Source organism: Chitinophaga terrae (ex Kim and Jung 2007) (assembly GCF_900107795.1).
GTDB lineage: Bacteria > Bacteroidota > Bacteroidia > Chitinophagales > Chitinophagaceae > Chitinophaga > Chitinophaga terrae.
On record NZ_FNRL01000015.1, the window covers coordinates 120,045 to 146,827 of the forward strand.

At 44.7% G+C, this 26,783-nt stretch carries 23 protein-coding genes, 1 tRNA gene and 1 pseudogene; 20 read left to right on the forward strand and 5 right to left on the reverse strand.

The window, feature by feature from the left end:
• Nucleotide 1 precedes the first annotated feature (1 nt).
• Nucleotides 2-232 carry an alpha/beta hydrolase gene (locus tag BLV62_RS16835; RefSeq protein WP_089763134.1) on the reverse strand — a complete coding sequence of 77 codons (231 nt, stop codon included), beginning with the start codon at nucleotides 230-232 and terminating at the stop codon, nucleotides 2-4.
• Here BLV62_RS16835 and BLV62_RS16840 point away from each other — a divergent pair.
• Together BLV62_RS16840 and BLV62_RS16845 are read left to right on the forward strand one after the other, a co-directional pair.
• On the forward strand, nucleotides 227-973 hold the full coding sequence (locus tag BLV62_RS16840; protein WP_089763135.1) for an SDR family NAD(P)-dependent oxidoreductase: 747 nt from the start codon (nucleotides 227-229) through the stop codon (nucleotides 971-973). The two genes, BLV62_RS16835 and BLV62_RS16840, sit on opposite strands and share 6 nt — an antisense overlap.
• A gap of 269 nt (nucleotides 974-1,242) precedes the next feature.
• Nucleotides 1,243-2,001 (forward strand): LuxR C-terminal-related transcriptional regulator, encoded by a 759-nt coding sequence (locus BLV62_RS16845; protein ID WP_089763136.1) that lies wholly within the window; start codon nucleotides 1,243-1,245, stop codon nucleotides 1,999-2,001.
• Between the two features lie 2 nt (nucleotides 2,002-2,003).
• On the opposite strand, the gene BLV62_RS16850 is transcribed toward BLV62_RS16845, so the two are convergent.
• Both BLV62_RS16850 and BLV62_RS16855 read right to left on the reverse strand, forming a co-directional pair.
• The gene (locus BLV62_RS16850) at nucleotides 2,004-2,777 is read right to left on the reverse strand and encodes a LuxR C-terminal-related transcriptional regulator (RefSeq protein ID WP_139170232.1); all 774 of its coding nucleotides are present in this window, start codon (nucleotides 2,775-2,777) and stop codon (nucleotides 2,004-2,006) included.
• 125 nt (nucleotides 2,778-2,902) lie between these two features.
• The gene (locus tag BLV62_RS16855) at nucleotides 2,903-3,160 is read right to left on the reverse strand and encodes a hypothetical protein (RefSeq protein WP_139170234.1); all 258 of its coding nucleotides are present in this window, start codon (nucleotides 3,158-3,160) and stop codon (nucleotides 2,903-2,905) included.
• A 152-nt stretch (nucleotides 3,161-3,312) separates the two neighbouring features.
• On the opposite strand from BLV62_RS16855, the pseudogene BLV62_RS28995 reads away from it, so the two are divergent.
• The 5 genes and pseudogenes from BLV62_RS28995 to BLV62_RS16880 form a co-directional block, all read left to right on the forward strand.
• Nucleotides 3,313-3,459: pseudogene (locus tag BLV62_RS28995) on the forward strand (type IV toxin-antitoxin system AbiEi family antitoxin); the annotation flags it as partial.
• Complete coding sequence (locus BLV62_RS16865; RefSeq protein WP_089763139.1) at nucleotides 3,446-3,871, forward strand: hypothetical protein; 426 nt, start codon at nucleotides 3,446-3,448, stop codon at nucleotides 3,869-3,871. The pseudogene BLV62_RS28995 and the gene BLV62_RS16865, both read left to right, overlap by 14 nt.
• A gap of 346 nt (nucleotides 3,872-4,217) precedes the next feature.
• Entirely contained in the window at nucleotides 4,218-5,339 is a 1,122-nt protein-coding gene (locus BLV62_RS16870) for a Fic family protein (protein WP_089763140.1), read from the forward strand.
• Nucleotides 5,340-5,663: 324 nt separating this feature from the next.
• Nucleotides 5,664-5,882 carry a hypothetical protein gene (locus BLV62_RS16875; protein ID WP_089763141.1) on the forward strand — a complete coding sequence of 73 codons (219 nt, stop codon included), beginning with the start codon at nucleotides 5,664-5,666 and terminating at the stop codon, nucleotides 5,880-5,882.
• A gap of 112 nt (nucleotides 5,883-5,994) precedes the next feature.
• Nucleotides 5,995-6,714: a response regulator transcription factor gene (locus tag BLV62_RS16880; protein WP_139170236.1), complete on the forward strand. Its 720-nt coding sequence runs from the start codon at nucleotides 5,995-5,997 to the stop codon at nucleotides 6,712-6,714.
• A 489-nt stretch (nucleotides 6,715-7,203) separates the two neighbouring features.
• Here the strand turns inward: BLV62_RS16880 and BLV62_RS16885 are convergent.
• Both BLV62_RS16885 and BLV62_RS16890 read right to left on the reverse strand, forming a co-directional pair.
• Nucleotides 7,204-7,277, reverse strand: a tRNA-Asn gene (locus BLV62_RS16885).
• A gap of 106 nt (nucleotides 7,278-7,383) precedes the next feature.
• On the reverse strand, nucleotides 7,384-9,207 hold the full coding sequence (locus BLV62_RS16890; RefSeq protein WP_089763143.1) for a glycosyl hydrolase family 18 protein: 1,824 nt from the start codon (nucleotides 9,205-9,207) through the stop codon (nucleotides 7,384-7,386).
• Between the two features lie 227 nt (nucleotides 9,208-9,434).
• Here BLV62_RS16890 and BLV62_RS16895 point away from each other — a divergent pair, with 227 nt between their 5' ends.
• From BLV62_RS16895 to BLV62_RS16955, 13 genes are all read left to right on the forward strand, one after another.
• On the forward strand, nucleotides 9,435-10,499 hold the full coding sequence (locus BLV62_RS16895; RefSeq protein ID WP_089763144.1) for a LacI family DNA-binding transcriptional regulator: 1,065 nt from the start codon (nucleotides 9,435-9,437) through the stop codon (nucleotides 10,497-10,499).
• Between the two features lie 513 nt (nucleotides 10,500-11,012).
• Nucleotides 11,013-14,234, forward strand: coding sequence for a SusC/RagA family TonB-linked outer membrane protein (locus BLV62_RS16900; protein ID WP_089763145.1), 3,222 nt, complete (start codon nucleotides 11,013-11,015; stop codon nucleotides 14,232-14,234).
• A gap of 18 nt (nucleotides 14,235-14,252) precedes the next feature.
• Complete coding sequence (locus tag BLV62_RS16905) at nucleotides 14,253-15,827, forward strand: SusD/RagB family nutrient-binding outer membrane lipoprotein (RefSeq protein ID WP_089763146.1); 1,575 nt, start codon at nucleotides 14,253-14,255, stop codon at nucleotides 15,825-15,827.
• Nucleotides 15,828-15,856: 29 nt separating this feature from the next.
• On the forward strand, nucleotides 15,857-17,197 hold the full coding sequence (locus BLV62_RS16910; RefSeq protein ID WP_089763147.1) for a glycoside hydrolase family 18 protein: 1,341 nt from the start codon (nucleotides 15,857-15,859) through the stop codon (nucleotides 17,195-17,197).
• Nucleotides 17,194-18,162 carry a glycosyl hydrolase family 18 protein gene (locus tag BLV62_RS16915; protein ID WP_089763148.1) on the forward strand — a complete coding sequence of 323 codons (969 nt, stop codon included), beginning with the start codon at nucleotides 17,194-17,196 and terminating at the stop codon, nucleotides 18,160-18,162. Before BLV62_RS16910 ends, BLV62_RS16915 begins: the two co-directional genes overlap by 4 nt.
• A 2-nt stretch (nucleotides 18,163-18,164) precedes the next feature.
• Nucleotides 18,165-19,697 carry a beta-N-acetylhexosaminidase gene (locus tag BLV62_RS16920; RefSeq protein ID WP_211117826.1) on the forward strand — a complete coding sequence of 511 codons (1,533 nt, stop codon included), beginning with the start codon at nucleotides 18,165-18,167 and terminating at the stop codon, nucleotides 19,695-19,697.
• The gene (locus tag BLV62_RS16925; RefSeq protein WP_089763150.1) at nucleotides 19,684-21,006 is read left to right on the forward strand and encodes a sugar MFS transporter; all 1,323 of its coding nucleotides are present in this window, start codon (nucleotides 19,684-19,686) and stop codon (nucleotides 21,004-21,006) included. Before BLV62_RS16920 ends, BLV62_RS16925 begins: the two co-directional genes overlap by 14 nt.
• A complete protein-coding gene (gene nagA / locus BLV62_RS16930) occupies nucleotides 20,984-22,177 on the forward strand; it encodes an N-acetylglucosamine-6-phosphate deacetylase (protein ID WP_089763151.1) in 1,194 nt (397 codons plus the stop codon). Before BLV62_RS16925 ends, nagA begins: the two co-directional genes overlap by 23 nt.
• Nucleotides 22,164-22,916 (forward strand): 6-phosphogluconolactonase, encoded by a 753-nt coding sequence (locus BLV62_RS16935; protein ID WP_211117824.1) that lies wholly within the window; start codon nucleotides 22,164-22,166, stop codon nucleotides 22,914-22,916. Before nagA ends, BLV62_RS16935 begins: the two co-directional genes overlap by 14 nt.
• Nucleotides 22,904-23,545, forward strand: coding sequence for a carbohydrate-binding family 9-like protein (locus tag BLV62_RS16940; RefSeq protein WP_089763152.1), 642 nt, complete (start codon nucleotides 22,904-22,906; stop codon nucleotides 23,543-23,545). Before BLV62_RS16935 ends, BLV62_RS16940 begins: the two co-directional genes overlap by 13 nt.
• 9 nt (nucleotides 23,546-23,554) lie before the next feature.
• A complete protein-coding gene (locus tag BLV62_RS16945; RefSeq protein ID WP_089763153.1) occupies nucleotides 23,555-24,664 on the forward strand; it encodes an acyltransferase family protein in 1,110 nt (369 codons plus the stop codon).
• Between the two features lie 197 nt (nucleotides 24,665-24,861).
• Complete coding sequence (locus tag BLV62_RS16950; protein ID WP_089763154.1) at nucleotides 24,862-25,332, forward strand: helix-turn-helix transcriptional regulator; 471 nt, start codon at nucleotides 24,862-24,864, stop codon at nucleotides 25,330-25,332.
• Between the two features lie 55 nt (nucleotides 25,333-25,387).
• Nucleotides 25,388-25,969 (forward strand): nucleotidyl transferase AbiEii/AbiGii toxin family protein, encoded by a 582-nt coding sequence (locus tag BLV62_RS16955; RefSeq protein WP_211117822.1) that lies wholly within the window; start codon nucleotides 25,388-25,390, stop codon nucleotides 25,967-25,969.
• Nucleotides 25,970-26,783 lie beyond the last annotated feature (814 nt).

The following is a 26,783-nucleotide window of genomic DNA, read 5'->3' on the forward strand; positions in this document are numbered from 1 at the left end:
GTTAATTTTTGAACAACCGCTGTGCAAACCGGTACAAATTATTATCCCATTCAATATTATCATGAGCATGGCTGTCGACACTCCAAACATGAGGAATATCCTTTTCCGCCAGGTACAGGTGAACTTTTTCGCTAACGCGCCAAAGCCCGTCTTTATTCCCGCATGCTATCCATAGCAGTTTGAGTTTTTCCTTGGTTGCTTTAATCTCCGGAACCAATTCGGTAGTATACATGCCGCCAAACTATTCCAGGCTAAAGGCTGGAAGGTCATAGCCACAATGAGAACGCCAGAAAAGGAAACCGAGTTAAATACACTGGAAAATGTAATTATCCTTCCTTTAGACGTAACCAACGACGGGCAAATTCAGTCAACGGTGCAATCGGCCATCTCCCTGGGCAATATTGACGTTGTATTAAACAATGCCGGTCATGGCTTGTTTGGCCCTATGGAAGCTGTTAACGAGCAGCAGGTATTAAAACAGGTTAATACGAATTTTCTAGGTCCGTTAAAAATTATCCAGGCGTTCATACCATATTTCAGGGAAAAGAAAGGTGGATTGTTTATCAACACTACTTCGATAGCAGGGCTTACCGGCTTTCCCTTAAGCAGTGTCTACAATGCCACCAAATGGGCGTTAGAAGGGTTAAGCGAATGTCTGTCTATCGAATTGTCGATGTTTGGCATAGGAGTCAAAACCGTTTCGCCCAATGCTACGAAAACCAGTTTATTTACATCCGCAGACGTTGTTTCACATCCTTTATACGATAACGTGATACAGCAGACAATGGGCGGCATACAGCAATCCAGCGACCCTATTGATATCGCAGAAGTTATTTTCACCGCGGCAACTGACGGAAAGGATATGCTTCGCTATCCTGCCGGCGTAAAAGCACAGCAAATTTATGCAAGGCGTCTTGAGATCGGAGCTGAGGCTTCCAGGATCGAAACTACCAAATGGTTCCTTGGTTTGTAAACCTGTCTGACTTTCGAATTGCCGTTGCAACCGGCAAGCGTTTTGGGCTAAAGCTCGAAACGTTTTTTATGTTGGTGTTCATTAAGGTAAATCCCACCATTATCCCGTCTTTTTAACCCGCAATTTATATTCTACCTATTATAAAATGTTACTATAGTGGCTGGTATCCTATAGCATTTAACAGCAAAATGTAAGGCGATTCATCCATTTTTCTTAAATTACGTAGCGATTCCGATCTTAATCAACCTATACTAATATTCCTGTGGCATATGGAACAACCTTTTTTTGATAATGCCAGGGCAATGTGGCGACTGTTTAACGGCGAGCCCCCTTCTACTACCTATTTCCTCGATGCATCCTTTTACAAGAAAATGATGGATGCCTTCCAGATCGGGGAATACTACTTCTTCATTTTTAATTTTAGCACGATCGAATTTGATTACATAAGCGCTGAAGTGTATAACATTCTTGGCTACCGGGATAACGAAGTTACTGCACGGCAAATACTGGAGGCAATTCATCCTGATGACAGGGAGCATTTCCTGCGTTTTGAACAGGATTATGGGAAGTTTATTGCAACACTACCCAGGGAAAAGATCAATAAATATAAGCTGAGATATGATTTCAGGATACGTCATAAAAACGGCAAATACAGGCGCATTCTGCATCAAACAATGATCATCGATCATGATGATCGCGATTTCCTGCATAGTATCTGCGTACACACGGATATAACCTTTTTAAAGAAGCATAATATACCTCAATTCGCTATCGTAGGGTACGACGGGGAGCCAAGTTATTACTTTAAAGATTTTTATCCGGTTAAGCGTTGCGATTCTGTATTCGAGTTGAGTGAGCGGGAACAGGAAGTACTGGAATGTCTTCTATTAGGCAAATCATCGAGGGAAATAGCCGAATTATTTTTCGTCAGTCAACATACCGTAAATACGCACAGAAAACATATCCTGGCAAAAACAGGATGCAGGAATATCCAGGAATTAATGACTAAACACCAGCGGCTGGAGTAAGTTTATGCACCTGCCAATAACTGCTGTAAAGACCTGCACTGTTGTTTCTTTAGAATATTCTTGCGGTGATTGTTTATAGTGTAAACACTTACATTCAGCATCTCCGCCATCTCTTTACTTTTCTTCCCCTGCCTTATCAGGTCGAAAATGGCCTGTTCTTTCCTGGTTAATGGTTGTTTAACAGGCGGCTTATACTCGGGGCAAATTTCTTCCTGGTAGATAGACCTGGCTCCATTCATCCCGATAAATGCAATTTCGGGCGTACCTGTTTTCTTCAGGTGACTGATATCTGAATGAACGCATAGCGTCCGGTAGATCTCTTTCTCATTTGTGTATTGCAGGATGCTGACCTGGTGAAGGATCCGGATATATTTTCCCTTTTTATTCATCACCCTGAAATCGTAACTCAGTTTGTATTTCGTAAAATCTTCTACAGGTAAGGTTTTAACGAAATCTCTGTACTGTTTTTCATACCGTAAGAAATATGGCCTGTCATCCGGGTGAATTCTTTCCAGGTAATACCGGGTATCGATGGTATTGTCAAAACCCAAGACATCCTTAATATCGGGGCTTAAATAATCGAACTCGGCTTCTTTTACATTGAATACAAAATAATAAACTTTCTCCGGTAGAAAGTACCGGAATATCTCCTTGTAAAGTTCTATTTGAATTGCCTCAAACGCCTCTGCAGGAAGAGAGCTACTGTAGCGCATCCAAATGTCTTTAGCCTTGTTATGAAATTCCGATTGGCTGTTTTCTTTCTTTATTGATAACATTGGCAAGGGCTTTTTCAGGTAGTAATTTAGCGTTTTTTCTTTGTCCGTTTTATTGCTGAAAAATCATTATTAGTAGCTATTGTTTGATGTTCTTCTTCTTACTACCTATTCATTATTGTTTTCCACTACCTGTATTTGCCCTCACCTCCGTTGATCAACGCCGCCAATGCTATCTTGAGGCCTATCCTCTTCTGCCTGAAAATCTCATTTCTTTGATAAAAAGAGCCGGCATTGAGGTTAAATACTGTGGCTACTCTGTTGGCAATGAAAGGCGTCATGAGATCCTGCACATCAAACAGGAAATCCGGTTCCTGCATGGGAAGTTTACTGGTAATATAAAAATCCGGAAAATGAACATGCGAGGTTAGGAATATTATATGCATTTGCATATAATTCTTTATAACTCAACCTATTTATATGCAATTACATATAATACTGGATTTTATTTGGTAATTAGCTAAACGCAAACCGGACCAGGTTTTACTGCAAAACAAGGGAATACGATAGGACTAATACCCGATAAAAAGGGGACGTTCTATTATATGAGAAGTTCTGGCAGGAGCCAACAGTACCTCCATTGCTAGTCTATGCCGATCTACTTATAACCGACGATCCTCGGTGCATTGAAACAGCGAAATTAATTTATGACACACACTTAAAAGTTCATATTGAAGCAGCTTAGCCTTGAGCATCTAAAAGAAGTCCTCGATGTATTGGAGGAAGTTTTTGCAGAACTGAATATAGACTTTTACATGATTGGCGCAATTGCGAAGGAATATTGGTATACCCGGGGAAACAAACGAATGCGCCAAACTAAAGATGTAGACTTTGCCATTTTTGTTGCCAGTTATGAAGAATATAAGGCAGTACGTAATCGTCTAAAAGATCATCATTTTGTGGACACACGGGAGAACGCATTTGTTATGATTAGCCCACCAGGGTATTCACGAAAGCCATTGATGAAGAACGGAGCTACACAAAAGAGTGGATGGAGGAAAACAATTATAATTCAGATGTCCGTCCTGCAAGAAAGCCAGGAAAAATCTCGGCTTCTGACAAAATCGATTCAACACGTAGCATTTTTGACGATATAGACGAATAATGGCGAAAAGATTTCTGAGCAAATCCTGTGCAAATGAAAAAAAGGCTCTCAACCGTTATCCGTTGAAAGCCTTTCTAGTTCTGCTCCCCCTGCTGGACGATTATCTAACCAACTCGTAGAGGATTTACTGGCGATTGCCGATCTGCCGGAGTGAGGTTTTTGAGAGCTGATAAGTCCTCTTTCAGTTTAAAATAAGATGAATTACCGTACTATAAGTACCAAAAAATAAACACAAATAAACCAATTCTAAGATATTTCCTATTTCGTGAGCCGAATAACTTAGCTAATCGGCTCATTTTTTTATTATATTTGAGCCGAATATATGGTATAATCGGCTCATGGCAACATACAATTGGCAACATAAAGACTGGCCCAGATTCAAATACTCGCTCGACGGAGTGGAGGATGAATTGCTTTTATTTTCCGAAAAGGTAGGCCGGGTGTCAGGCATTCTTGAGGGACTGCCTGAAGAAACCAGGCAGGAGGCCATCGTTGACGTCATCCTGGCCGAAGCGATCAAGACTTCCGAAATCGAGGGAGAATACCCAAGCCGGAAAGACGTGTTATCTTCTATACGCAAAAACCTGGGGCTGCATCACAGTCCCGAGTTCATAAAGGATAAGTCCGCTGCGGGGTTAGGAGAACTGATGATCGATATTCGGAAAACGTTCAAGGAGCCTCTAACAGAAGAAAAGTTGTTTGCATGGCATAAAATGCTGCTCGGAGAACACAAGAGGATTGAAGTAGGAACGTGGAGAACACACGAAGAGCCGATGCAGGTAATATCGGGGGCTATGGGTAAGGAAAAGGTGCATTTTGAAGCGCCCCCATCTTCACAAGTACCAAAGGAAATGAAAGCGTTTGTAGAATGGTTTAACGACACAGGGCCCGGGGGTAAGAGCGAAATCAGGAAAGCGCCGATTCGATCTGCAATCGCCCACTTGTATTTTGAAACGATCCATCCTTTTGAAGATGGTAACGGGAGGATCGGCCGTGCTATTGCGGAAAAAGCATTGTCTCAAACGATAGGCCGACCCGTCATGCTAAGCCTGTCCAAAACAATTGAGGCGAATAAAAAAGACTATTACGCATCGCTTGAACGAGCGCAGCAATCAAACGAAGTAACGCTTTGGGTAGAGTATTTCGTAAGAGTATCCCTGGATGCGCAAATTGAAGCGGAAACCCAAATAGACTTTACGTTGAAGAAAACGAAGTTTTTTGATCGTTTCAAAGATAAGCTGAATGATCGTCAGCTTGCCGTTATCAGGAGAATGTTGGAAGAAGGCGCGAAAGGTTTTGAAGGTGGAATGAATGCCCGAAAATATATTGGGATCACTAAAACGTCAAAGGCCACCGCAACAAGAGATATGCAGCAGCTTTTGGAGATTGGAGCCTTCGTTCTTGCCGGCAAAGCAGGAGGGCGTAGCACGAGCTACCAGGTGAATTTATCCTCAAGCTAGTTGGAGGTTAGCTGCGATTTTCAGCGTTTCCCCTCAATCAACTGGAAATTATAGAATTTGCAACCCTGATGAACATAAAGAACAGTATGAAAGTATAAAAAGAAACCGGTGCAGCGGAAAGCAATCTATTATAGCTTTTTTCTTAGGATCGTATAAATGACGTTTATGCGTTAGAAAATGACGAAATGAAGGAGATTTTCACCTGCCGAAGAATATAATGATTTAATAAAATCCACGAAAGATGAACTTATTCCAAACCTCCGCAATGTTCGTTACGAATGGCAATCGAATTTCAACAGATCTGATAATAATGCAGAAAGTTACATGGATGAATTCTTATATTCCTTGAAAATATTAGAAAGAATATATAGTGAAGACGAAAGTATCACGAAAGCCATTGATGAAGAACGGAGCTACACAAAAGAGTGGATGGAGGAAAACAATTATAATTCAGATGTCCGTCCTGCAAGAAAGCCAGGAAAAATCTCGGCTTCTGAGAAAATCGATTCAACACGTAGCATTTTTGACGATATAGACGAATAATGGCGAAAAGATTTCTGAGCAAATCCTGTCAAAGCCGACCAGTTATTTCGACTTCCTGAGAAAAGTCAAGTCTCATGACACGCCCTCATTGGATTGGCTAAAGAGGCCGTTGGTGGATACAGCCCACAACAGTCATATTCCTATGTATGGCAATCATTTTCAGTACGGCAACCCCAGCGCTTACCTACTGGACTACTCACGCCAGCAGTATCTCCATTTTGATGAAGCAGCCAGCCGGAGCCTGACAGGGTATAACAGCTCTTATCTTTTAAAAGGGGGGTTGGAAGCCGGACTTAGCTTATGGGATAAAGCGGATTTAGATGTGTATGACCAACAAGTGCTTCCGACCAACTTGAATTTTTTATCTTCCGTTCCTATCAATGAAATTCCTGATTACTTATTCGAGTGTACTTATCGGGTAAAAACTAAAGAGGGAGACATAAAAACGGTTCTGCAAAAATCTTTCTTTTTACATTCCATTGATGAAAAGCTACCGACGTTAGTCTGCGGCTATCTTTTCGATATCACGCCTTATAAAACGGACAATTCGGTTTTATATCGAATCCACAAGAGCGTAGGAAACGGTATATATCACCAAGTGAAGGATGACCTTTTCTTTCCTGCATATGAAGACCGGATTCTAAGCAAACGGGAGACGGAAGTATTGCAAGGATTTTGTTATCACTATTCGATCAAGCAGATTGCCGAAAAATTGCATATCAGCCCATATACCGTGAAAAACCATCTCAAAAACATTCGACGAAAAGTTGATTGTTCGGATGACGCGGAACTATACATTTACGCCAGGACAAAAGGATTACTAGGCCGATAATGTTGCCCGGACTGAGAAGCTGCGCCGGAAAGGTACAAGCGTATTTGGATGTTTGGGGCTAGTCCTAAAGTTAGTGCGAATATCATCTTCATAATGTAGTTTACCGCCTACTTTGTTAAAGATGGCAGTTCTGGTAATTTTCTATAAAGGCATCCCCAACTACTTCTTCTAATGCTGGTATTGTCTTAATTTTTGGCATCCTCAGAATAGAGAATTGCCCAACAAACTTTAATAAGGGTAAAACATCGATTCCAGAGTCTTCAGTTCAAAAGCTAGCCCCGACAGTCTGGCGGGAAATACCTTATCAAAAAACGGGGGTAAAATCCGAAAATTTTCCGAAAATTTTCCGAAAATAAATAGCGAAAATCAGCGGTTTCTAACGGTATTTCGGATGTACCTCAAAATTTCCATAAAACGACAAAACCCGCGACTAGCGCGGGTTTTAAAGTTCGTTAGCGTTCGTTAGTGTTTTGAATTTCAACGCTTTAGCTCCCCCTGCTGGACTTGAACCAGCGACCCTCTGATTAACAGTCAGATGCTCTAACCAACTGAGCTAAGGAGGAATATCCCTTTTGCTTTGGGATGGCAAAAATAGGTTTTTTTACAAAAAACCGAAAAAAAGTTATAAAACCCCGGATTTAAAGAGATCCGGGGTCTGTATCTCCATAGTTAATTCTTTAGCCGGTAGATCATACTGATATCATAGATCGTTGCCTGAAGTGAATTCGGGGAGGTTACTGGAGAACTGGTACCTGTATTACCTGAAGCATTCAATGCAAAACTGTTGATTACACTGCCGGTAGACAATTCGCCAGTTGCAGGGAAATTAACGATTGAAGCTGCACTTTGCATCATCACATCATTTACCCATACATTATAAGTTTGAGCAGGAAGCGTATAACTACCGCCACCTTTTGCATACGCTGCACTGCCGCTACTATTATTGCAATAGATCTCGATCTTATAGGTTCCTACCTTATTAAACACGTTATTGTTAATAACCGTGTATGTATAGGTGTTAGTACGATAGGATAGGGTAGCGTAACTGCCTCCGTAGAAATCGAGGCGGATGGCGCCAAATACGCCCGGTGTGTTGGTCCCGGTTAGCTGGTTTGTATTATTGAACACTGTGCTGGTAGTAGTACTGTAACCGAAAGGCATGATAAGCTGGCCGTTGGTATTGGCGGCATCCAGGGTTAGCGTATAAGAGACGGTGGCCACTGCCCGGGCTTCATCCACATTATACCAGCTGATCTTAGCCGGCGTGTTGGTACTGCTGGCTGCCAGCTTTACTTTTGGAGTGGCGCCAGGTTGCAGTTGGAAATAGCCCCCGCAACTGGCAGGCAAAAATACACGGCTGGAACCATAATAAGGCGCTGGCAGAAAACCGGGAGCTCCTTTAACCGACACAGATTGTTTAACGGCTGTAGAATCACTAAAGGTAGCGCTGGCGGTACTTCCCAGGTTATACTTCCAGGTAACATAAGGGTTTGTCCAGCCGTTGTTAATATCCAGCTTATCTGTGATGGCTTTAAGTAGAGAGTTAGCGCCTGAAGCATCCTGCAACACCTGCCAGAACATAATACCGCCGGCCGATTCAGCCGCTAATGCAGTTTTATTCTGAATAGTGGTAATGCCATTGTAGTTTACAACATTCCCGTCCGTACGTTTCACGGTATCCTTATTTTCGGAGCCGGGATACTGTGTTACCAACTGTGCAAAGGTCATGGATCCCTGGCCGCTACCTAAAGGATAATAACCATAAAAAGGCACCCCTATCACGATTTTGGACGCTGGATAACCCCGGTCGTTTTTCCAGTAATTAAGATGTTGGGTAGCATAGCTGTAGGGCGAGTGTTCGTCGCCTGCCTTATCGTATGCCATAACATTGATGAAATCAAAAGCGGCCAGGCAGGAATCTGTGACCCTGGCACGGGTCCACCAGGCAGTAGCAGCGGTCAATAGCTTGCCGGCCGGCTTCAACTGGGCCGATAACCCTGTGATGAACGGCTCATAATTACTGTCGATGTTATCGCCTTCCAGGTCTACATCTATACCATCTACCTGGTACTGCGATACCAGGTTGACAACTTTCGTAATGAAAGCCCCCCTGTTGGCACTGGTAAGCAGGTTGGCATATTGACTCTGGTTGGAGCCTCCGCCTAATGAGATCAGTACCTTTACCCCATTAGCATGAGCTTTTGATACGATAGTATCCAGGCCGGTGCCTTGCGAAGCAGGGAAGTTGCCATTGACATCCGGATTAAAAAAGGCAATGTTGATGTGAGTTACCCTGGTAAAATCAAATGCATTAATATGGTCGGCCAAGGTGCTCGTATACTTCGGCAAATAGGCCACCACTTTAAATCCGGCAGGGGCGGAAAGTAAGGTTGTTTTCGCGCTGGGCTGTTTTACGGTAAACCACAACTGATGCTTGCTGCAAGCCATCGTAAAAACAGATAAAGCGACTGCCAATACAAGTTTTGTTTTCATTTTCGGGTAGTTTTAAATGTGAATACAGGAGAAAACTAAAAGCGTCGGTAATTGAGAAGGCTAACAATCCACCAGGAGCGATCAGGAGGAAACAGTACAAGACTACCTTTTCCAGGTAGTTTTTTGAAGGGATAACAAGTTTTTATTAAATTTTCGTGTACGTACACAAAAATAAATGTTATTTTTATTTTTCCAAGAGATTTTGGAAATACCTCAATAATCAATTAATGAAAAAGACTACAGCAACGGCACTGGTTGGCGTGAAAGAGATTGCAAGAAGGGCAAATGTATCTATCGGCACGGTAGACAGGGTGTTAAACAATCGCAGTGGAGTAGCGGCCAAAACCCGGGAAAGGGTGCTGGAGATCATAAAAGAGCTGGACTATCAGCCTAATATGATGGCCCGCCGGCTGGCCTCCCGCCGTAGCTGGCAATTTGCAGTGCTGATACCTGCAGCATCTACCGAAACAGGGTATTGGAACGCCCCCCTGCAAGGCATTAAGCAAGCCGCTAACGAAATCCGCGATTTCGGGGTAACGGTACAGGTATTCTTTTTTGATCAGAATGATAAAACCACCTTTACTACAGAGGCCAACAACATCATTAAGCAGGGTTTCGACGGTGTTTTATTTGCTCCCATGTTTGAAGAAGAATCGCTGAAGCTGTTAAAAAAATGCCACACCGCTCAAATTCCTTACGTTTTCATTAATTCCGACATGGAAGGACAAGACAGGTTAAGCTATATAGGCCCGGATCTTTACCAGAGCGGCTACCTCGCCGCCCACCTGATCAACTACATGGTACAGGATCAACAACAGATACTGATCGTCAACATCTCCAAAGAAATGGGCCACCATCATCACCTCCTGAAAAAAGAAGATGGTTTCAGGGCATACTTCAGAAGCAATAAAAGACCAGTCCAACTGCTCAAAACAGATATCCGCCAAACGGACTACCAATCCGTAAAATCAAAGTTGACAAAAACATTGAAGGAAAATAAAGTTGATGTAATATTTGTCACTAACTCCCGTGTTGCTACGGTAGCCCGCTTCCTGGAAGAAGCCGGTCATGTGAACATCCGCCTGATGGGCTACGACTTTCTCGCCGAAAATATCGAATACCTGGAAAAGTCGGTCATCGATTTCCTGATCTGCCAAAAACCACAGGAACAAGGTCATAAAGGCATCATGGCACTCTACAATTCCCTGGTCCTCGGCCTGCCGGTCGAAGAAATACAACATATGCCCATCGATATCATTACCCGGGAGAACTATCATAATTACCGTAACTAAAAAAAATGTTGCCTGTTAAATTATTATTACTATATTGTGTACGTTAACGGAACCAATAGGATCAAGGTATGATCCTTTTTTAATCAAAAAAATCGTTAACGTACACGAACCTGTTAATTTATTATAAAACAACACCTGGTTTCACGACATAGAGAAAGGAGAGAAGCGATTACAGGCAATCGCAGCAAAACAACGGCAACCGAAAAAGAAACTGCTGCAGCATCAACCAGAATTAATACCGCTTATTCATTTTAAAATATAAATAATGCAAATCTTCTTTTCTTAGCAAATCCAATGTACACAGAAGCAAGATTGCCCAGCGCATTCTTTTTTTAGGTCAAGATCCGTGTACGTTAACGAAAATATTGGGTGAAGCCTATTTTATCACGCTTTCATCATTGTTACCACCAGGTAGTGTCATCCCCCTAATTGGAACAGTAAAGATCAGACAAGTATTTATTCAAATTATTGCGTGTACAGATTGCAATAACGACAACCAAAATTGCCACCATTATGAATGCTATTGTCAAATTACAGCACATCTGCTGCTGTGCAACTGTACTGTCTTTGTGCCAGTACTACGCCGCGGCACAATCGCCCGGCCTTATCAAAGGGAAAATTACGGACGAAAGCGGGAACGCTGTTCCCGCCGCCACAGTGTCCAACAAAAATCTAAACCAACATAGCATTTCCGCGGCCAACGGCAGCTTCTCTATCCAGGCCCGCAGCGGCGACAGCATCATCGTTCAGATGATCGGGTACGATCGCCAGGGATTCGTTTCCCGTGGCAGTTCTCAGCCTGTAAATATCACCTTGCATACCCGTACTCAAAACCTGAAAGATGTCGTAGTCACTGCACTCGGCATCAAAAGGGAAGAACGGGAATTGGGATACGCCTTCTCCGAAGTAAATGGCGATGATATCAATAAAGCCAAAGAAACAAATGTGATCAACTCCCTCGCCGGCAAGGTCGCCGGCCTGGTGATCAACTCCACCGCCGGCGGCCCTTCCGGCTCCTCACGTGTAATCATCCGCGGTAATACCAGCATCACCGGCAATAACCAACCACTCTATGTGATCGATGGTATCCCCATGGATAATTCCAATTACGGACAGGTAGGCAACACCAAATTCGCGGAAGGGGTAGACATGGGCGACGCTATTTCCGCCATCAATCCCGACGACATCGAAAAAATCAGCGTACTGAAAGGCCCCTCTGCCTCTGCTTTATATGGCAGCAGCGCGGCCAACGGGGTAATCCTCATTACCACTAAAAAAGGAACTAAATCAAAAGATCTAGGGATCGAACTCAATAGCACATCCACTATAGAAAATCAGCTTACCAAAGTAAACGGGAACCAATACCTCTATGGCCAGGGGATGAACGGGCAACTGCCGCAGGATCAGCAACAGGCACAAAACACGATGTTCACCAACTTCGGCCCGCGGCTCGACCCTAACGTCAATATCATCGGTTTCGACGGTGTTTCCCGCCCTTATGCCCTTGCCAAAAATAACTTTGGAAGCTTCTTCAGAACAGGATCTTCGTTTAACAATACCCTTTCTCTTACTAACGGCAACGACAGGTCAAATTTCCGCTTTTCGGCGAGTGACCTCCGGTACCAGGATATTGTTCCGAACAGCGATATCCGTCGCAACAACTTCAGTTTCTCTGCCCGCTCCAAATTCGGACAAATACTGGATCTCGACGCCCGCGCAACCTACCTGAACGAACGCGTAAACAACCGCCAGGGCCTCGGCGACGCCCCTACGAATATCGGCCAGAACTTCAACGGACTTGCCAACAACGTAGACCAGTCGGTTTTCAGCACTACCTATAAATCGCCAACCGGCGAGTATGTAGAATGGGGCGGTGGCCAATACCGGCTCAATCCTTACTGGGTGCTGTATGAAATGTCGAATGTCACCAATAAAGACCGCCTCACCGGTTCCTTCAACGCCAACATCACAATCAGCAAATCTTTCAGCCTGCTGGCAAGAGCTTCAACAGATATTACCTTCCTGGGCTATCAGAAATACAGTCCTAAAACCACGCCACTGGCTCTTTCCGGCATGATGAACACCCTGGATCAGAAATACACCACCAACCAGGCAGACCTGATGGCAACATTCACGCATAAACTGAGCCCGGTGCTCGACCTCTCCGCGCGTGCAGGAATAAGCCTCAACCAACGTTTCCGCAAAGGAACAACCGGCACCTTTTCCAATATGACGGTAACCGACGTAAAAAGTATCAACAGCTACCAGGATAAAAGCATCGAAGAGAACAACATCCGCCGCGAAGTACGCTCTGCCTACGGGTTAGTGACCCTGGGATACCGGAACTTCCTCTATCTCGACGGTACCATCAGAACAGATGGTTCATCTACCTTACCTAAAGGAAACAACGTATATACCTACCCGTCATTGTCCACCAGCTTTATATTCACCGATGCCTTTAACATCAAAAGCAAGATCCTGAGCTTTGGTAAATTCCGGGCCTCCTGGGCAGAAGTGGGCAGCGATACCGATCCTTACATGCTGGATCTTTATTACAGCCTGTACCCGTTGTCTTTCAACGGTTCACAGCCTGCTAACATCTCTACCAAAATAATTCCGAATGCCGATCTTAAACCAACCAGGACCCGCTCCTTCGAAACAGGCGTAAACCTGAAATTCTTCAATGGCCGCCTTACTTTCGACGGAACTTATTACACTTCCCATTCCAGGGATCAGATCAATATTGTGCCGGCCCCTATTTCCTCCGGCTTCGCAAAACAGATCATCAATGCCGGTATGATTACCAATAAGGGTATAGAGTTGATGCTCTCCGGCACCCCTATCTCCAGGAAGAATTTCAGCTGGGATGTATCTGTTAACTTCGCCCGGAATGTCAACAATGTAGAATCATTGGCGCCGGATGTTCCTTTCATCGCCCTTTCAGAGGCGCGCTGGCTGGGACTTTTAGTGGCTGCCATGCCGGGGCAGAGATACGGCGCTATCCTGGGTTATGATTACCAACGAGATCCCGAAGGCAACATTATTCTTAATCCAACTACTTTAAATCCTATACCGACTACCGACAGGCGCGTACTGGGCAAAGGAGTATTTGACTGGACCGGCGGATTATCCAGCCGTTTTAACTATAAGAACTTCAGTCTTAATGCCAATTTCGATGTGAAATACGGCGCCGATATTTTCTCCATGACCGACCTGTTCTCGGTTGTAAGGGGCAGCAGTGTAAAAACCCTGCCGGGCCGTGAAGAATGGATTCAATCGGAACAAGACCGCCTGGCCCAGAAGAAAACGCCGGAAGAATGGCGCGCAGCAGGTATGGTAAGGGGTTATGTTCCGGAAGGCGTTGTTCAAACCGGTGTAGATGCCGATGGAAAACCGCAGTATGCCAAAAATACAAGGGCTGTAGACCCCTCTGTTTATTGGGGTGGCTATTATTCCGATGGTAACGGTATTGCCGTTCCATTCATCTATAAAGCTACCTATGTAAAAGTTCGCGACATTACTTTATCATATCGTTTACCTCGCAATGTCAGCAGCATGCTGCATATGAAAGACGCCCAGTTCGGCTTCGTAGCGCGCAATCCATTCATCATCTACAAGGATATTCCAAACGTAGACCCGGATTCCAACTACAATAACAGCAATGGCCAGGGCCTGGAATATGGCTCATTGCCGTCCAGGAGAGGATGGGGTATCAACCTTAATGTCAAGTTCTAACAGGTAATTCTTTCAGCTATGAAAAAAAATATTCTATATACACTGCCGCTGCTGCTACTCGTTGCCTGCAGCAAGTTTGGCGATCTGAATACCGATCCGACGAAGTCGAGTAAGATCAATCCTGAAAACCAATTGATCTTTGCACAATTGTGGTTTTCAGGCGACCTGTCCACACAAGAACGTACCAATAGCATTGTATTAATGCCGCTGGTTCAGCAGCTAGGCGCGGCATATTATGCAAGGGTAGGAGGGATGTATGTAAAAGACGCCACCCGTTTGTGGGTAATGTGGGAAAACAGTTATCAGAATGATGTGGTAAATATTGTAGATGCGGTACAACGCACGAATAACGTACCAGGCCAAACGAACCTGAATGCTATTTGCCGTATCATGAAGGTATATACCTTTGCAAGGATCACGGATCTATATGGCGACATCCCCTATTCAGAAGCCGCTACAGCCTATTACACACAAATAAAAAGGCCCGTATACGACAAACAGGAAGATATCTACAATAACTTTCTCGACGAATTAAAAGCAGCCGCCGCACAGCTCGACCCGGCTAAAGATAAAGTCGCCAACGAAGTATTCTATAAAGGAAATATCAACTCCTGGAAGAAATTTGCGAACTCTTTGCGTATCCGCCTGGCGCTGCGTATCGCCAAACGCAACCCCGACAGGGCTAAGAAAGAAATAACCGAAGCTTTTGCCGGCGGCGTGATCAGCAGCAATGCAGAAATCTGCATGACCAGGCACCTTGACATACAGAATAACTATTCAGACGTTCGCGGCAACTCCGTTTCGGTGGCTATTAATCAGCAATCCGGTATGCCTAAGATCATCAGCACTTTCCTTAACCAGCTTAAAAACACCAACGATCCACGTATCAACTATATCCCTCGCTGCTACAAACAAAATTCGCCTATGAAACCTTTTGAGCGGGAGGACATCACGGAGCAGGTAAAAGCCTCGGCAGTTGGCCTGGTAGGTTCTAACCCCGGGAAATATGTGTACGACGACTGGGTTGGTCCTGTTACCATCAAACTGGCCAACGGAACAAATTACAACGCTGTAAACGGCGATATAAAATGTGAGCTGAATACTTGTTTTATACGTAATAATGCACCTTTTATGCACCTTACCTATGCCGAAACGGAGCTATTGCTGGCAGATGCGGAAGTCCGCCTGGGGCTTAGCCTGGGCGACGATGCCAACACTCATTACCGTAACGGTGTGGAAGCTGCTATGAAACAACTCAGCCTCTATCCCGGTGGTCCGGTAGTTCCCGATACCGCTATTACACGGTTCCTTGACGAAAATCCGCTGCAGGCAGGTACAGAGCTGAAACAGATCAATACCCAGCTGTGGATTGCCCTGATGCTGAACGGGCCTGAAGCTTTCGCAAACTGGCGCCGGTCAGGATATCCCGAGTTAAAAGCCACTCCTAATAACGAATCCACATCGCTGACTATTCCCCGTCGTTTCCAGTATCCATTGTCGGAAAAAGAACAGAATGCCGTTAACGTACAAGCTGCCGTTTCGCGTATCGGGGAAGATGATTGGACTAAACGTGTGTGGTGGGATAAGGAATAAGCTTGTTATCAACCGAAAAAAAATAATCGATGAAAAGATATTATAGCCAAATATTAATCGCTGCTCTCTTTGCCACAATAGGCTGTAAAAAAGACGAAGCAGACTCGCAGGCAAAAGGGCGCCCTTTTACGCCAAGGATATTCAACGAGGTTTCGCTGTTTCCTGAAAACCGCGACAGCGTGCGCGTGCTGAGTGTCGGAGATACGCTGGCTTTTACCGGCCTGCAATACTCGCCCGGCGATAAAGTGAATATTAACTGGAAAGTCAACGACTCTATCGTGTCAACCGATAAGCAATATTATTTCGTTTCAAAGAAAGGCGGCGCCTATCGTATTGCCGTTAACGTCAGCTACCAGGGAGATACAACCAAACGTTACAGGGATGTATTCGTAATACCGGCCAGCTATGAACGAAAACAGGCTAATAACGTGGTAATGGCCTACATCAGCGATACATCCGGCTACAAGTATATTAATTTTGCCACGATGACCCACCTGGCTTATAAAGTGGCTACCATCAACGCGGCTGGAAATATGGATGTTTCCAAAGGAGAGCCTTTCCGTAAAGCAGAAGAAATTGTAGGACGTGCGCATATGGCCGGCGTACCGGTGTTATTAAGCGTAAGCGGGGCCTTATCGGCCGATGGATGGAGTGTAAGCCAGAGCAACAATTTTGGCGCTGTAGCCACCGATGCCGCCAAAAGAGCCGCGTTGGTACAATCAATCAAAAGCTATGTAGCCGCCAAAAAGATGGATGGTGTAGATATCCTGATGGCCGACATTAACGCCAGCACCGCTATTATTAATGCCAACATCGCAGCCACCGGGCTACTGCTTAATGATCTGAGAGCTGCATTAGGTAATAATGCCATCCTTACCGTTACCGTGGCCGGCTCTACCTATTACGACCGCTATCCGGACCTCTCCTCCGCCAATTGGATCAACGTCCACGCTTATGAAGACGGCCAGCATGTAGGGCCGGGAAAACCGCTTGGACAACCGTCAGGATTCGATTATTTTGTAAAATGCGCCAATCTCTGGAAATCCAGGTTGCCGGCTAACAAAATCGTGATGGGTATTCCCGCTTTCGGGCTGCGTTATCTCACACTGGATGCTAACGGCAACAACCTGAGCTGGTCGTCTTATAACTATATTCCTTACAAAGACATCCTGGCTGCTGTGCCTGCGGCAGCCGACAAAGAATTTGCTGCGATTGCACAAGGAGTATATTTCAATGGCGTTCCGTTAGTAACCCAAAAAGCTGCCTGGCTGAAACAAAATGGTTTCCTCGGCGCTTATATCTGGACAGGTGATTATGATGTAACCGGGCAAAATTCCTTAACTGCTAATATCTTCAATACGCTCAAATGAAACTGGTAAAACTGCTCACTGCTACTGCCCTGTTACTGTCTGTTATGCATACATCACAGGCTCAGTTTAAGGTTATCGGGTATATATTTTCCCGCGGCAATATTGTAGCAGACCTGGAACAGGTAGATCTCGATAAGCTCACTCATCTCAATATTGCCTTCATTAACCCCGATACCACCGGCGTTTTCAAGCCCATACCGGCGTTGGACACCGTGGTACAGATCGCACACCAGCATAATGTAAAAGTAATGATGTCCTGTGGCGGCGGCAGCAGGCATGTATACTATGCCAGGCTGTTGTCGGACGCTTACAGGCCGCAGGTAGTAAGCAATTTTATAGCATTTTTGGATAAGTATAATTTAGATGGTATTGATGTAGATATAGAAGGGGATGATATTGATGATAACTATGAGAATTTCGTGGTAGCATTAAGTAACCCATTGCATCAACGCGGCAAGTTACTGACAGCAGCACTCGCATATTACACCCGGAACCGCATTTCCGACCGGGCGCTTTCCCAGTTCGACTTCGTAAACCTGATGGCCTACGATAAAACAGGTCCCTGGCGTCCGTCTGCTCCAGGTCAGCATTCTCCTATGTCGTACGTGACAGACCACCTGGATTATTGGAGTAAGGAAAGGAATATGCCCAAAGAAAAGCTGGTAGTTGGCGTTCCGTTCTATGGTTACGGTTTTGGTCCGCTCGCTGATACCAGCAAACGTTACCAGTCAATGAGCTACAAAGATATCATTGCGGCATTCCCTGGCGCTGCCACGCAAGACGAGATGGCGTTACCCAACAATGGCGGCACCATATATTACAATGGCATGCCTACTATTAAAGCGAAAACAGAGGTAGCAATGCAACGGGGCAGTGGCGTCATGATCTGGCAACTGCTTGCTGATACCAATAACGATACTTCTCTATTGAATGTAATAACTCAAACTATCAGGAAACAGCCATGATAATGAAAATACGCTTCATAGCCTGTTTATTGCTCATCCTGTTAAGCCGCCCCACAGCGGCTCAACAGGATGATTTTAAAATTAAAGGATTTCATCTTGACCTGCGGATACAGGTAATGAAAATGCCTGCCCTGAAAGCATTTGTGCTGAATCTGGGCAAACATGGCATCAATACCCTGGTAATGGAGTGGGAGGCCAGCTATCCTTACGAAAAGCATGCTGTTATATCAAACAGCAACGCCTATACGCGAAAAGAAATAACTGATTTTATCAGCTATTGCGATAGCCTGCATATCGATGTAATTCCATTACAGCAAAGTTTCGGGCATGTTGAGTATATTCTCCGCCACCAGCGATATAAGGATTTAAGAGAAGATCAGAAAGATTACTCACAGGTAAACCCTACCAGGGAAGCGGCCTGCAAAGCGTTGTTTACAGACCTGTTCAGCGATATGATCAGTACGCATCACTCAAAGTACCTCCATATTGGCGGAGACGAAACCTATTTGCTGGGCCATTCCCCTGAGTCGAAAGCCAAAGCCGATAGCCTGGGTAAAGGACGGTTGTATGGCGACTACATCAAAATGTTGTGCGAATTAGTGGTAAAGCTGGGTAAAACCCCGCTGGTGTGGGCTGATATTGCTTTGAAGTACCCCGATGCCCTTAAAGGACTACCAAAAGAAACTATTTTCATAGACTGGAACTATGGTTGGGACCTGAACAGGTTTGGAGACCATGAAAAGTTGATGCAGAGCGGGTTTGAAATATGGGGTTCACCAGCGCTGCGAAGCGGGCCTGATAACTATTACCTCACCGATTGGGATAAGCATTTTAATAATATCCGCACTTTCATCCCACAAGCGCGCCAGATGGGATATAAAGGCATAGTGATGACTTCCTGGTCCACGTCCGGCATCTACGACCAGGTATTTGAATCGGCTACCGAAATGACAGATATGGTAGCAGTACGCCGCGTATATCCTGTTTCAGGTTTCGACATGCTGGTCAGCGCCTACCTCGAAAGCCTTCATAATAAGCAACCGCTAGATATCGGATCATTCGTCAACGACTATACGAGGAACAAGTTCGGATTTACGCCTGCACAGGCCCGCCGGTTTTACAAGGCGCTTACCCGTGCGCCTTATGATGTATCGCAGGGCCGGCCGGTTGGTACAAACATCGCTCTGTCGGCGCTGCTGGACTCCGCCAGGTTAAGCGGCCAGGACTTGAGACAATTAACTCCCGCAAAAAATAAGTCGCTCTGGCAACATTACCTGCTGATGAGCGATATCCGGATATTCTACCTCGCCTGCATGCAGGTACAGGAGGTTATGAACAGTGACAATTACACGGCAGATAAGGCCAGCATGCTTTTACGGCAGCTACAGGCCTTAGATCCAGGGCAATTAGACCAGCGATTCGGGGAGCTTAACAAAGAGCTGTTATACCCATCGGATATTGCCCTGGAAAATGCTGCCCGCAACGCACGGTATCAATCATTAATAGCAAAACTTACCGCCCATGCCCGGAGATAAAAATAAAAACGGATCATTTGTTCCCATTGTCATCATCGCCATCATGTTTTTCATCTTTGGCATGGTAACCTGGGTCAATGCTATATTGATACCCTATTTTAAAGTAGGTTGCGAGCTTAACAACTTCGAGTCTTACCTGGTAGCCTTTGCCTTTTATATCGCTTACCTGGTAATGGCTATACCCGCCGGCTACCTGCTTAAACGCGCCGGTTACAGGAAAGGTATGATGGTAGGTTTCTGGCTGATGGCCGCTGGTACCCTGTTATTTGTACCGGCTGGCATAAAGAGAGAATATCACCTGTTCCTATCCGGTTTGTTTGCAATAGGGTTAGGGTTGGCTATACTGCAAACGGCGGCCAATCCATATATCACGATACTAGGGCAGAAAGAACGGGCTGCCCAACGTTTCAGCATCATGGGTATATGCAACAAACTGGCTGGCATACTGGCGCCGGTAACCTTCGCTTCTTTCCTGATCAAGCCGGGCGATAACGAGCTTTTGAAGAACGTACACCTGCTGGATGCCTCCAACCGGGCGCAGATACTGGATGAGCTGATATCCAGGGTCATCGTTCCCTACGCCATACTTACAGGAGTGTTGCTGCTGTTCGGTTTATTTATCCGGTATTCTCCCTTGCCGGAGATAGAGAACAGTGATGGGAACGTGGAACTGGAAGGAAAAAAAAGCATACTCGATTTTCCGCACCTGGTATTGGGAGCTATTGCAATATTTTTTCACGTAGGATCACAGGTAATAGCGGTCGACAGTATTATTAACTACACCGCCAGCATGGGTATGCCGCTTATTGAGGCAAAGGTATTTCCATCCTATATTCTTACCACTACCATTATTGGATACCTGGTTGGCATCAGCATTATTCCCAGATTCATTTCCCAGCTCACGGCGTTAAGAGTGTGTACAATTCTTGGATTTGTGCTAAGCGTCCTGGTAGTGCTCACGCATGGCAACATACGGTTACTGAACCATACAACGGATATATCTGTATGGTTTATGATACTGCTGGGCCTCGCCAATTCTATGATCTGGGCCGGCATCTGGGCAGCAGCGATGGATAGGCTGGGAACCTTTGTTAAAACCGGCGCTTCACTGCTTGTAATGGGCCTCTGCGGCAACGCCATTATGCCATTGATATATGGCTGGCTGGCCGACAGGTCAGGGCTGCAATTCGCCTATATAGTATTGCTGCCTTGTTACCTGTACCTTATTTTCTACGCGTTCACCGGCTATAATTTAAAACGCTGGAAACGTACTATAAAACGAAATTATGAGATACCTGAAAGTGTTTAACGGAAAAGTGATTACCCCTTCCGGTATTATTCCCTCCGGCTATGTGCTGGCAAGCGGCGATAAGATTATAGAAACTGGAGCAGGAAACCCGGAAATACCCGGCGCTACAGAAATTGATGCCCACGGACATTATATCTCCCCGGGGTTTATTGACCTGCATATACATGGAGGCGGCGGAGCCGATTTTATGGATAATACTGTAGAAGCCTTTCTCACTATCGCCAACATCCACGCTAAATATGGAACCACAGCAATGATGCCTACTACGCTGAGTTGCGGCCAGGCATCGTTACTGCAGACGTTAGACACCTATGCCGCAGCCAATGCACAGAACAGGCAGGGCGCACAGTTTATAGGCATCCACATAGAAGGCCCTTACTTTTCTATGAACCAACGCGGCGCACAGGATCCGAAATATATCCACGATCCTTCGCCTGCCGAGTACCTGGAAGTACTGGCGCATTCTAAAGATGTTAAACGCTGGAGTATAGCGCCCGAAAGGCCTGGCGCCATTGAGATGGGAAAGGTACTGAAAGCGCATAATATCCTGCCTTCCATTGCGCATACCGATGCTGTTTATGAAGAAGTACTACCGGCTTACGCCGTAGGCTATACGCATTGTACGCATTTTTATTCCGCTATGTCGGGCGTCACACGCCGAAACGCCTTCCGTTACGCAGGCGTCATCGAAACTGCTTACCTGATAGACGATATGACAGTAGAGATCATTGCAGACGGGATACACCTACCAGCATCGTTACTGAAACTGATCTACAAACTGAAGGGCCCGGAAAACACCGCGTTGATTACAGATGCCATGCGGGCCGCCGCTACCAGCACCCCAACTTCCATACTTGGAAGCCTACAGGATGGGTTGCCGGTTATTGTAGAAGATGGAGTAGCGAAATTACCCGACAGAAGCTCATTTGCCGGCAGTGTGGCAACCGCCGACAGGCTCGTTCGAACCATGATCGCAGAGGCCGGAATACCATTAACTGATGCCGTGCGCATGATAACTGAAACGCCTGCACGGATCATGGGTATCAGCCATCAGAAAGGAACGCTGGAAAAAGAACGGGATGCCGACATTGTCATATTCGACGAAAACATCAACATTCAAACCACCATTGTATCAGGAAATATAATTTATACACGACATGAAGGAATTTAAAGCCGGCCAGTTAACCGTAAAAGTTTTTGCTACCAGGAAACAGATGGGAACACAAGCCGCCACCGACGCGGCAGCCACGCTCCGCTATTTGTTAACGCACCAGGAAACAGTGAATGTAATTTTTGCCGCAGCGCCGTCACAGCAGGAATTGCTGGAAGCGCTCCAAAAAGAACCAGGCGTAGCATGGGATCGAATCAATGCCTTCCATATGGACGAATATATTGGCCTGCCTTCCGATGCTCCGCAGCGTTTCGGCAACTTCCTGAAAGCGGCGATCTTTGATAAAGTAGATTTTCGCACTGTTAACTATATCAACGACACTGAAAGGTATACAGCATTATTAAAAACACATACTCCTGACCTTGTATTTATGGGAATAGGGGAGAATGGGCATATTGCCTTCAACGATCCTCCCGTAGCTGATTTCAATGATAGAGAAGTTGTAAAAACTGTAGAGTTGGACCAGGAATGCAGGCAACAGCAGGTGAACGACGGTTGTTTTGCAACCTTGCCGGATGTGCCTACACATGCCATCACGCTAACGATTCCAACGCTGATGAAGGCTCCTTATATTTATTGTGTGGTACCGGGTCCGCGTAAAGCGACGGCTGTTTACAACACGTTGCAACAACCCATTGAAACACGTTTCCCTTCTACCATTCTGCGTACGCACAGCGGGGCGGTACTTTACCTGGATGCAGACAGCAGCGTTAAAACCGGAGAGCTATGCAACTGTTAAAAGTACCGTTCATTAACCTGGAAGGATCTCCGGGTCCTCAAATAGTGAGCAACCTGCTCGACAAATACCAGAAAGTGCCAATAGCCTGTAACCCATGGCCGCAATACGGGCATGAGGTTACAGCCTCGTTTGTAATGGCCCACAGCAGTACAGCCGTACTCCTGAAATACTATGTAGATGAGAGTTTTCTCTTAGCAGCTTCCGCATCCAATGGCGATATTCATAAAGATAGTTGCGTGGAGTTTTTTGTAGCCTTCCAGGACGATGATAAATATTATAACCTGGAGTTCAATTGTATTGGTTGGCACAAAGTCGGCTTTGGCGCTACGCGTAACAACCGGGTACCTTTGCATCTACATGCAACAGACAGCATCACCACATCAACGCATATACGCTCTAAAGCAGAGCGGGGATCGAGGCGCTTCAACTGGGAGCTTACCATTGTAATACCCGCTACCGTATTCTGTTTTCACCAGATATCCGACCTGGCTACTATGAAGGTGCGGGGCAATTTTCACAAATGTGGGGATGAATTGCCTACGCCGCATTTCCTGACATGGAATCATGTAACCGCCCGGACGCCCGACTTTCACCGGAAAGAGGATTTCGCGGAGATCTTATTCCTATAAATAGCAGCAATGAAAATTACGCCGAAAAGATATCTTGCATTGGATGTATTACGCGGTATGACGGTAGCGTTCATGATTATCGTCAATACCCCGGGCAGCTGGAGCGAAATTTATGCACCGCTGGAACATGCCACCTGGCATGGCTGTACACCCACCGACGTTGTATTCCCTTCATTTCTGTTTGTGGTTGGAAATGCGCTCAGCTTTAGCATACATAAGCTAGAACTATTGCCGGCAAAGCAATTTTTTAAAAAATCCATCTATCGGGGGTTTATCATTTTCGCAATCGGATGGTTGTTAAACGCCTTTCCATTTGTCAATTTCACAGGCGGGCATTACGAATGGAAAGACATGACCGGCATTCGCCTCTGGGGAGTTTTACAACGTATTGGCGTATGTTATACCCTCGCGGCCATCCTGGTATATTATTTCAACAGGCGTTGGTTAATGATTATTTCAGGCGTCTTACTGGCTGGCTACTGGCTGATCCTATACAGCTTTGGCGACTATACGTTGCCTGGCAACGCAGTACTGAAAATCGATCTCCTTTATCTCACCCCAAAAAATATGTACAGGCATTATGATATTCCTTTTGAGCCCTTGGGCTTGTTAAGCACGCTCCCTTCTGTTGTAAATGTATTGATTGGCTATCTATGTGGCAGCTACCTGCAACAAAGCGATCGCCTGGCGGCTATAAAAGGGCTTAGTGGAATAGGCGCTATCATGATACTTATAGGCATGGGCTGGAATGTAATATTCCCGTTTAATAAGGCGCTGTGGACCAGTTCCTATGTATTATATACATCGGGAATAGATATGGTATTATTAGCCGGGCTGATATGGGTGTTAGATATCTGGCAATTTAAAAAGTGGAGTTATTTTTTTGAAGTATTCGGAAAAAATCCTCTGTTCATTTATATACTAAGCTGGGTAGTGGCTGTTTTGATAGGTATTATTCACATTGATGGCCCTTCGTTGAAAGGTATTATTTATAAAAATGCGTTTACTAACTGGCTGTCGCCAAAGAATGCGTCATTAGCGTTTGCCGTGGTTTTTATGCTGATGATGTGGGTAGTGGGTTGGGTGATGGATAGGAGGAGGGTGTATGTGAAGGTCTGAGGTGACAGCAGCATACTTTGTCTCCAGGAAGCAATAATAAAAGTTTGTTTATTTAATGAATTGATAATTAATTGTTTATTTGATTAATTTTGTTAATTCACGTTCAAAAATCCCAGGGTTGTTACTGAAGTTATAAGTAGAAATAAACATTTTTGTTTATTAAATCTTGTTTAAACAGTTTTTCTTATCTTTATATTATGAACATAGATGAAATCCAAGCCTTAAAAGGAATCCATCCAGGCATTTTCCTGGAAAGGGAGCTTCAAAAGAGGAAGCTCGCTAAGGGACGTTTTGCGATTTCGATTGGAGAATATCCTCAAACCCTAGGTGCCATCACTAAGGGGAAACGAGCTATGAACACTCCACTTGCCTTAAAGATCGAGCATGAACTGGGTATAGAAGAAGGCTTTTTTATGATTCTCCAGACTTATTTTGACATAAAGCAAATAAAGCAAAAAGATTCCCTTAAGCTCCATCCTGATTTAAAGAAATTCAGGAAAGCAATTTTTTGGGACACCAGGTTTGAAAGTATCGACTGGATAAAGCAAAAAAAAGCCATCATTACGCGGGTTTTTGAACGGGGTAATGAGCAGGAAAAAAACGAAATCATTAGGTTTTATGGCAAGCAAGCTGTTGACGAGGTATTAACGGGTTCACCAATTAATTAATCATGCTCTACTGGAATACAGTTGCTCCATTGCTGGAGTCTGTGCTTAAGATTTGATGCAACAGAACGAGTTTAAAAACTTCCGGCTTGTAGGCGGTACAGCACCCAGTCTGCATCTCGGTCACAGAATGTCTATCGATATTGATTTGTTTACGGATCAGGAGTATAGAACAGTAAACTTTGAGGTACTGGAAAACCACTTGTCAAATAAATATGCTTATTTCAATAAATCCAACGGCGGACTAATTGGTATGGGATGTTCATATCTGCTTGGAAATAGCGAAGAGGACAATCTTAAACTCGACATCTATTATACCAATTCTTTTATCCAGGAGCCACATATAGAAGATGGCATTCGTCTCGCCACCGTAGAAGAGATTGCGGCTATGAAAATGGATGTAATACAACGGGGCGGCAGGAAAAAAGATTTTTGGGATGTCCATGAGATTCTTGAAAATTATTCAATACCAGAATTGATCGCATTGCATGAACAGCGATATCCCTACTCTCACGATCCCAAAGAAATACTTTTTCAGCTCACAAATTTTGAAACTGCCGACAATGAATTTGATCCTATTTGCCTAAAGGGTAAGGTGTGGGAGCTTATCAAATATGAAATTCTACAGGCGGCAAGGTAAAACAGATGGTCAAAAAAAGATGCAGTGGTAAGAAAAAAAATCATGTTTCATGATAAAATTTCTGATGTAAGCAACCATATCCGGATCAATCTCATAAAACACAACGCAGCATTAAACGTATCGAAGTGGCGAATAAAACTAGCATACTTTTTTCCAGGTTACAGCTGTAAGAATTACTATGGGAGGATGTCTCATGAAATCTTTAAAATAAGCGCAGGAAGTTATACTGTGTAGAATGATGCAGGTTAGAACCTGTAAGGGTTTAAAATAAAAAAGAAAAGGTTCAGAATTTTCTTCTGAACCTTTGTTTAGCTCTGCTCCCCCTGATATGTTAATATTAAACTCTGTATATGAGAGCCTAAAAGTAGTATATGCACTGGTTACGAATTTAGAACAGGAAAATATGGTTTATATATGAGTGACCTCAAAAATATTTCTCCTTTTAAAATACTAGGGCTTATTGAGTTAAACCTCGGTAATGGAATAGCAAAGGAAATCAGATTAACAATCGAGTAGGAAGTGAGGGATTATTTCCCTCACTGTCCTCTCACACCACCGTACGTACCGGTCTGGTATACGGCGGTTTGTTAGAATAATTTAATCTGACTTTCTGTTTTCAGATAATAGCGTTCGTAAAATCCGACATAGCCTTCTTTCCTAAAGTATGCGTTGGTGAGGGTTCTGCATAGTATCGGACTACGAGCCGCACGGCTGTAACCTATACTCGTTTTGCTCCACATCCTTGCGTAATACTTTGATAAGCCAAGTTTTATAAGATTACGGTACCGGTTACGGATGGTTTTCCATTGCTTCC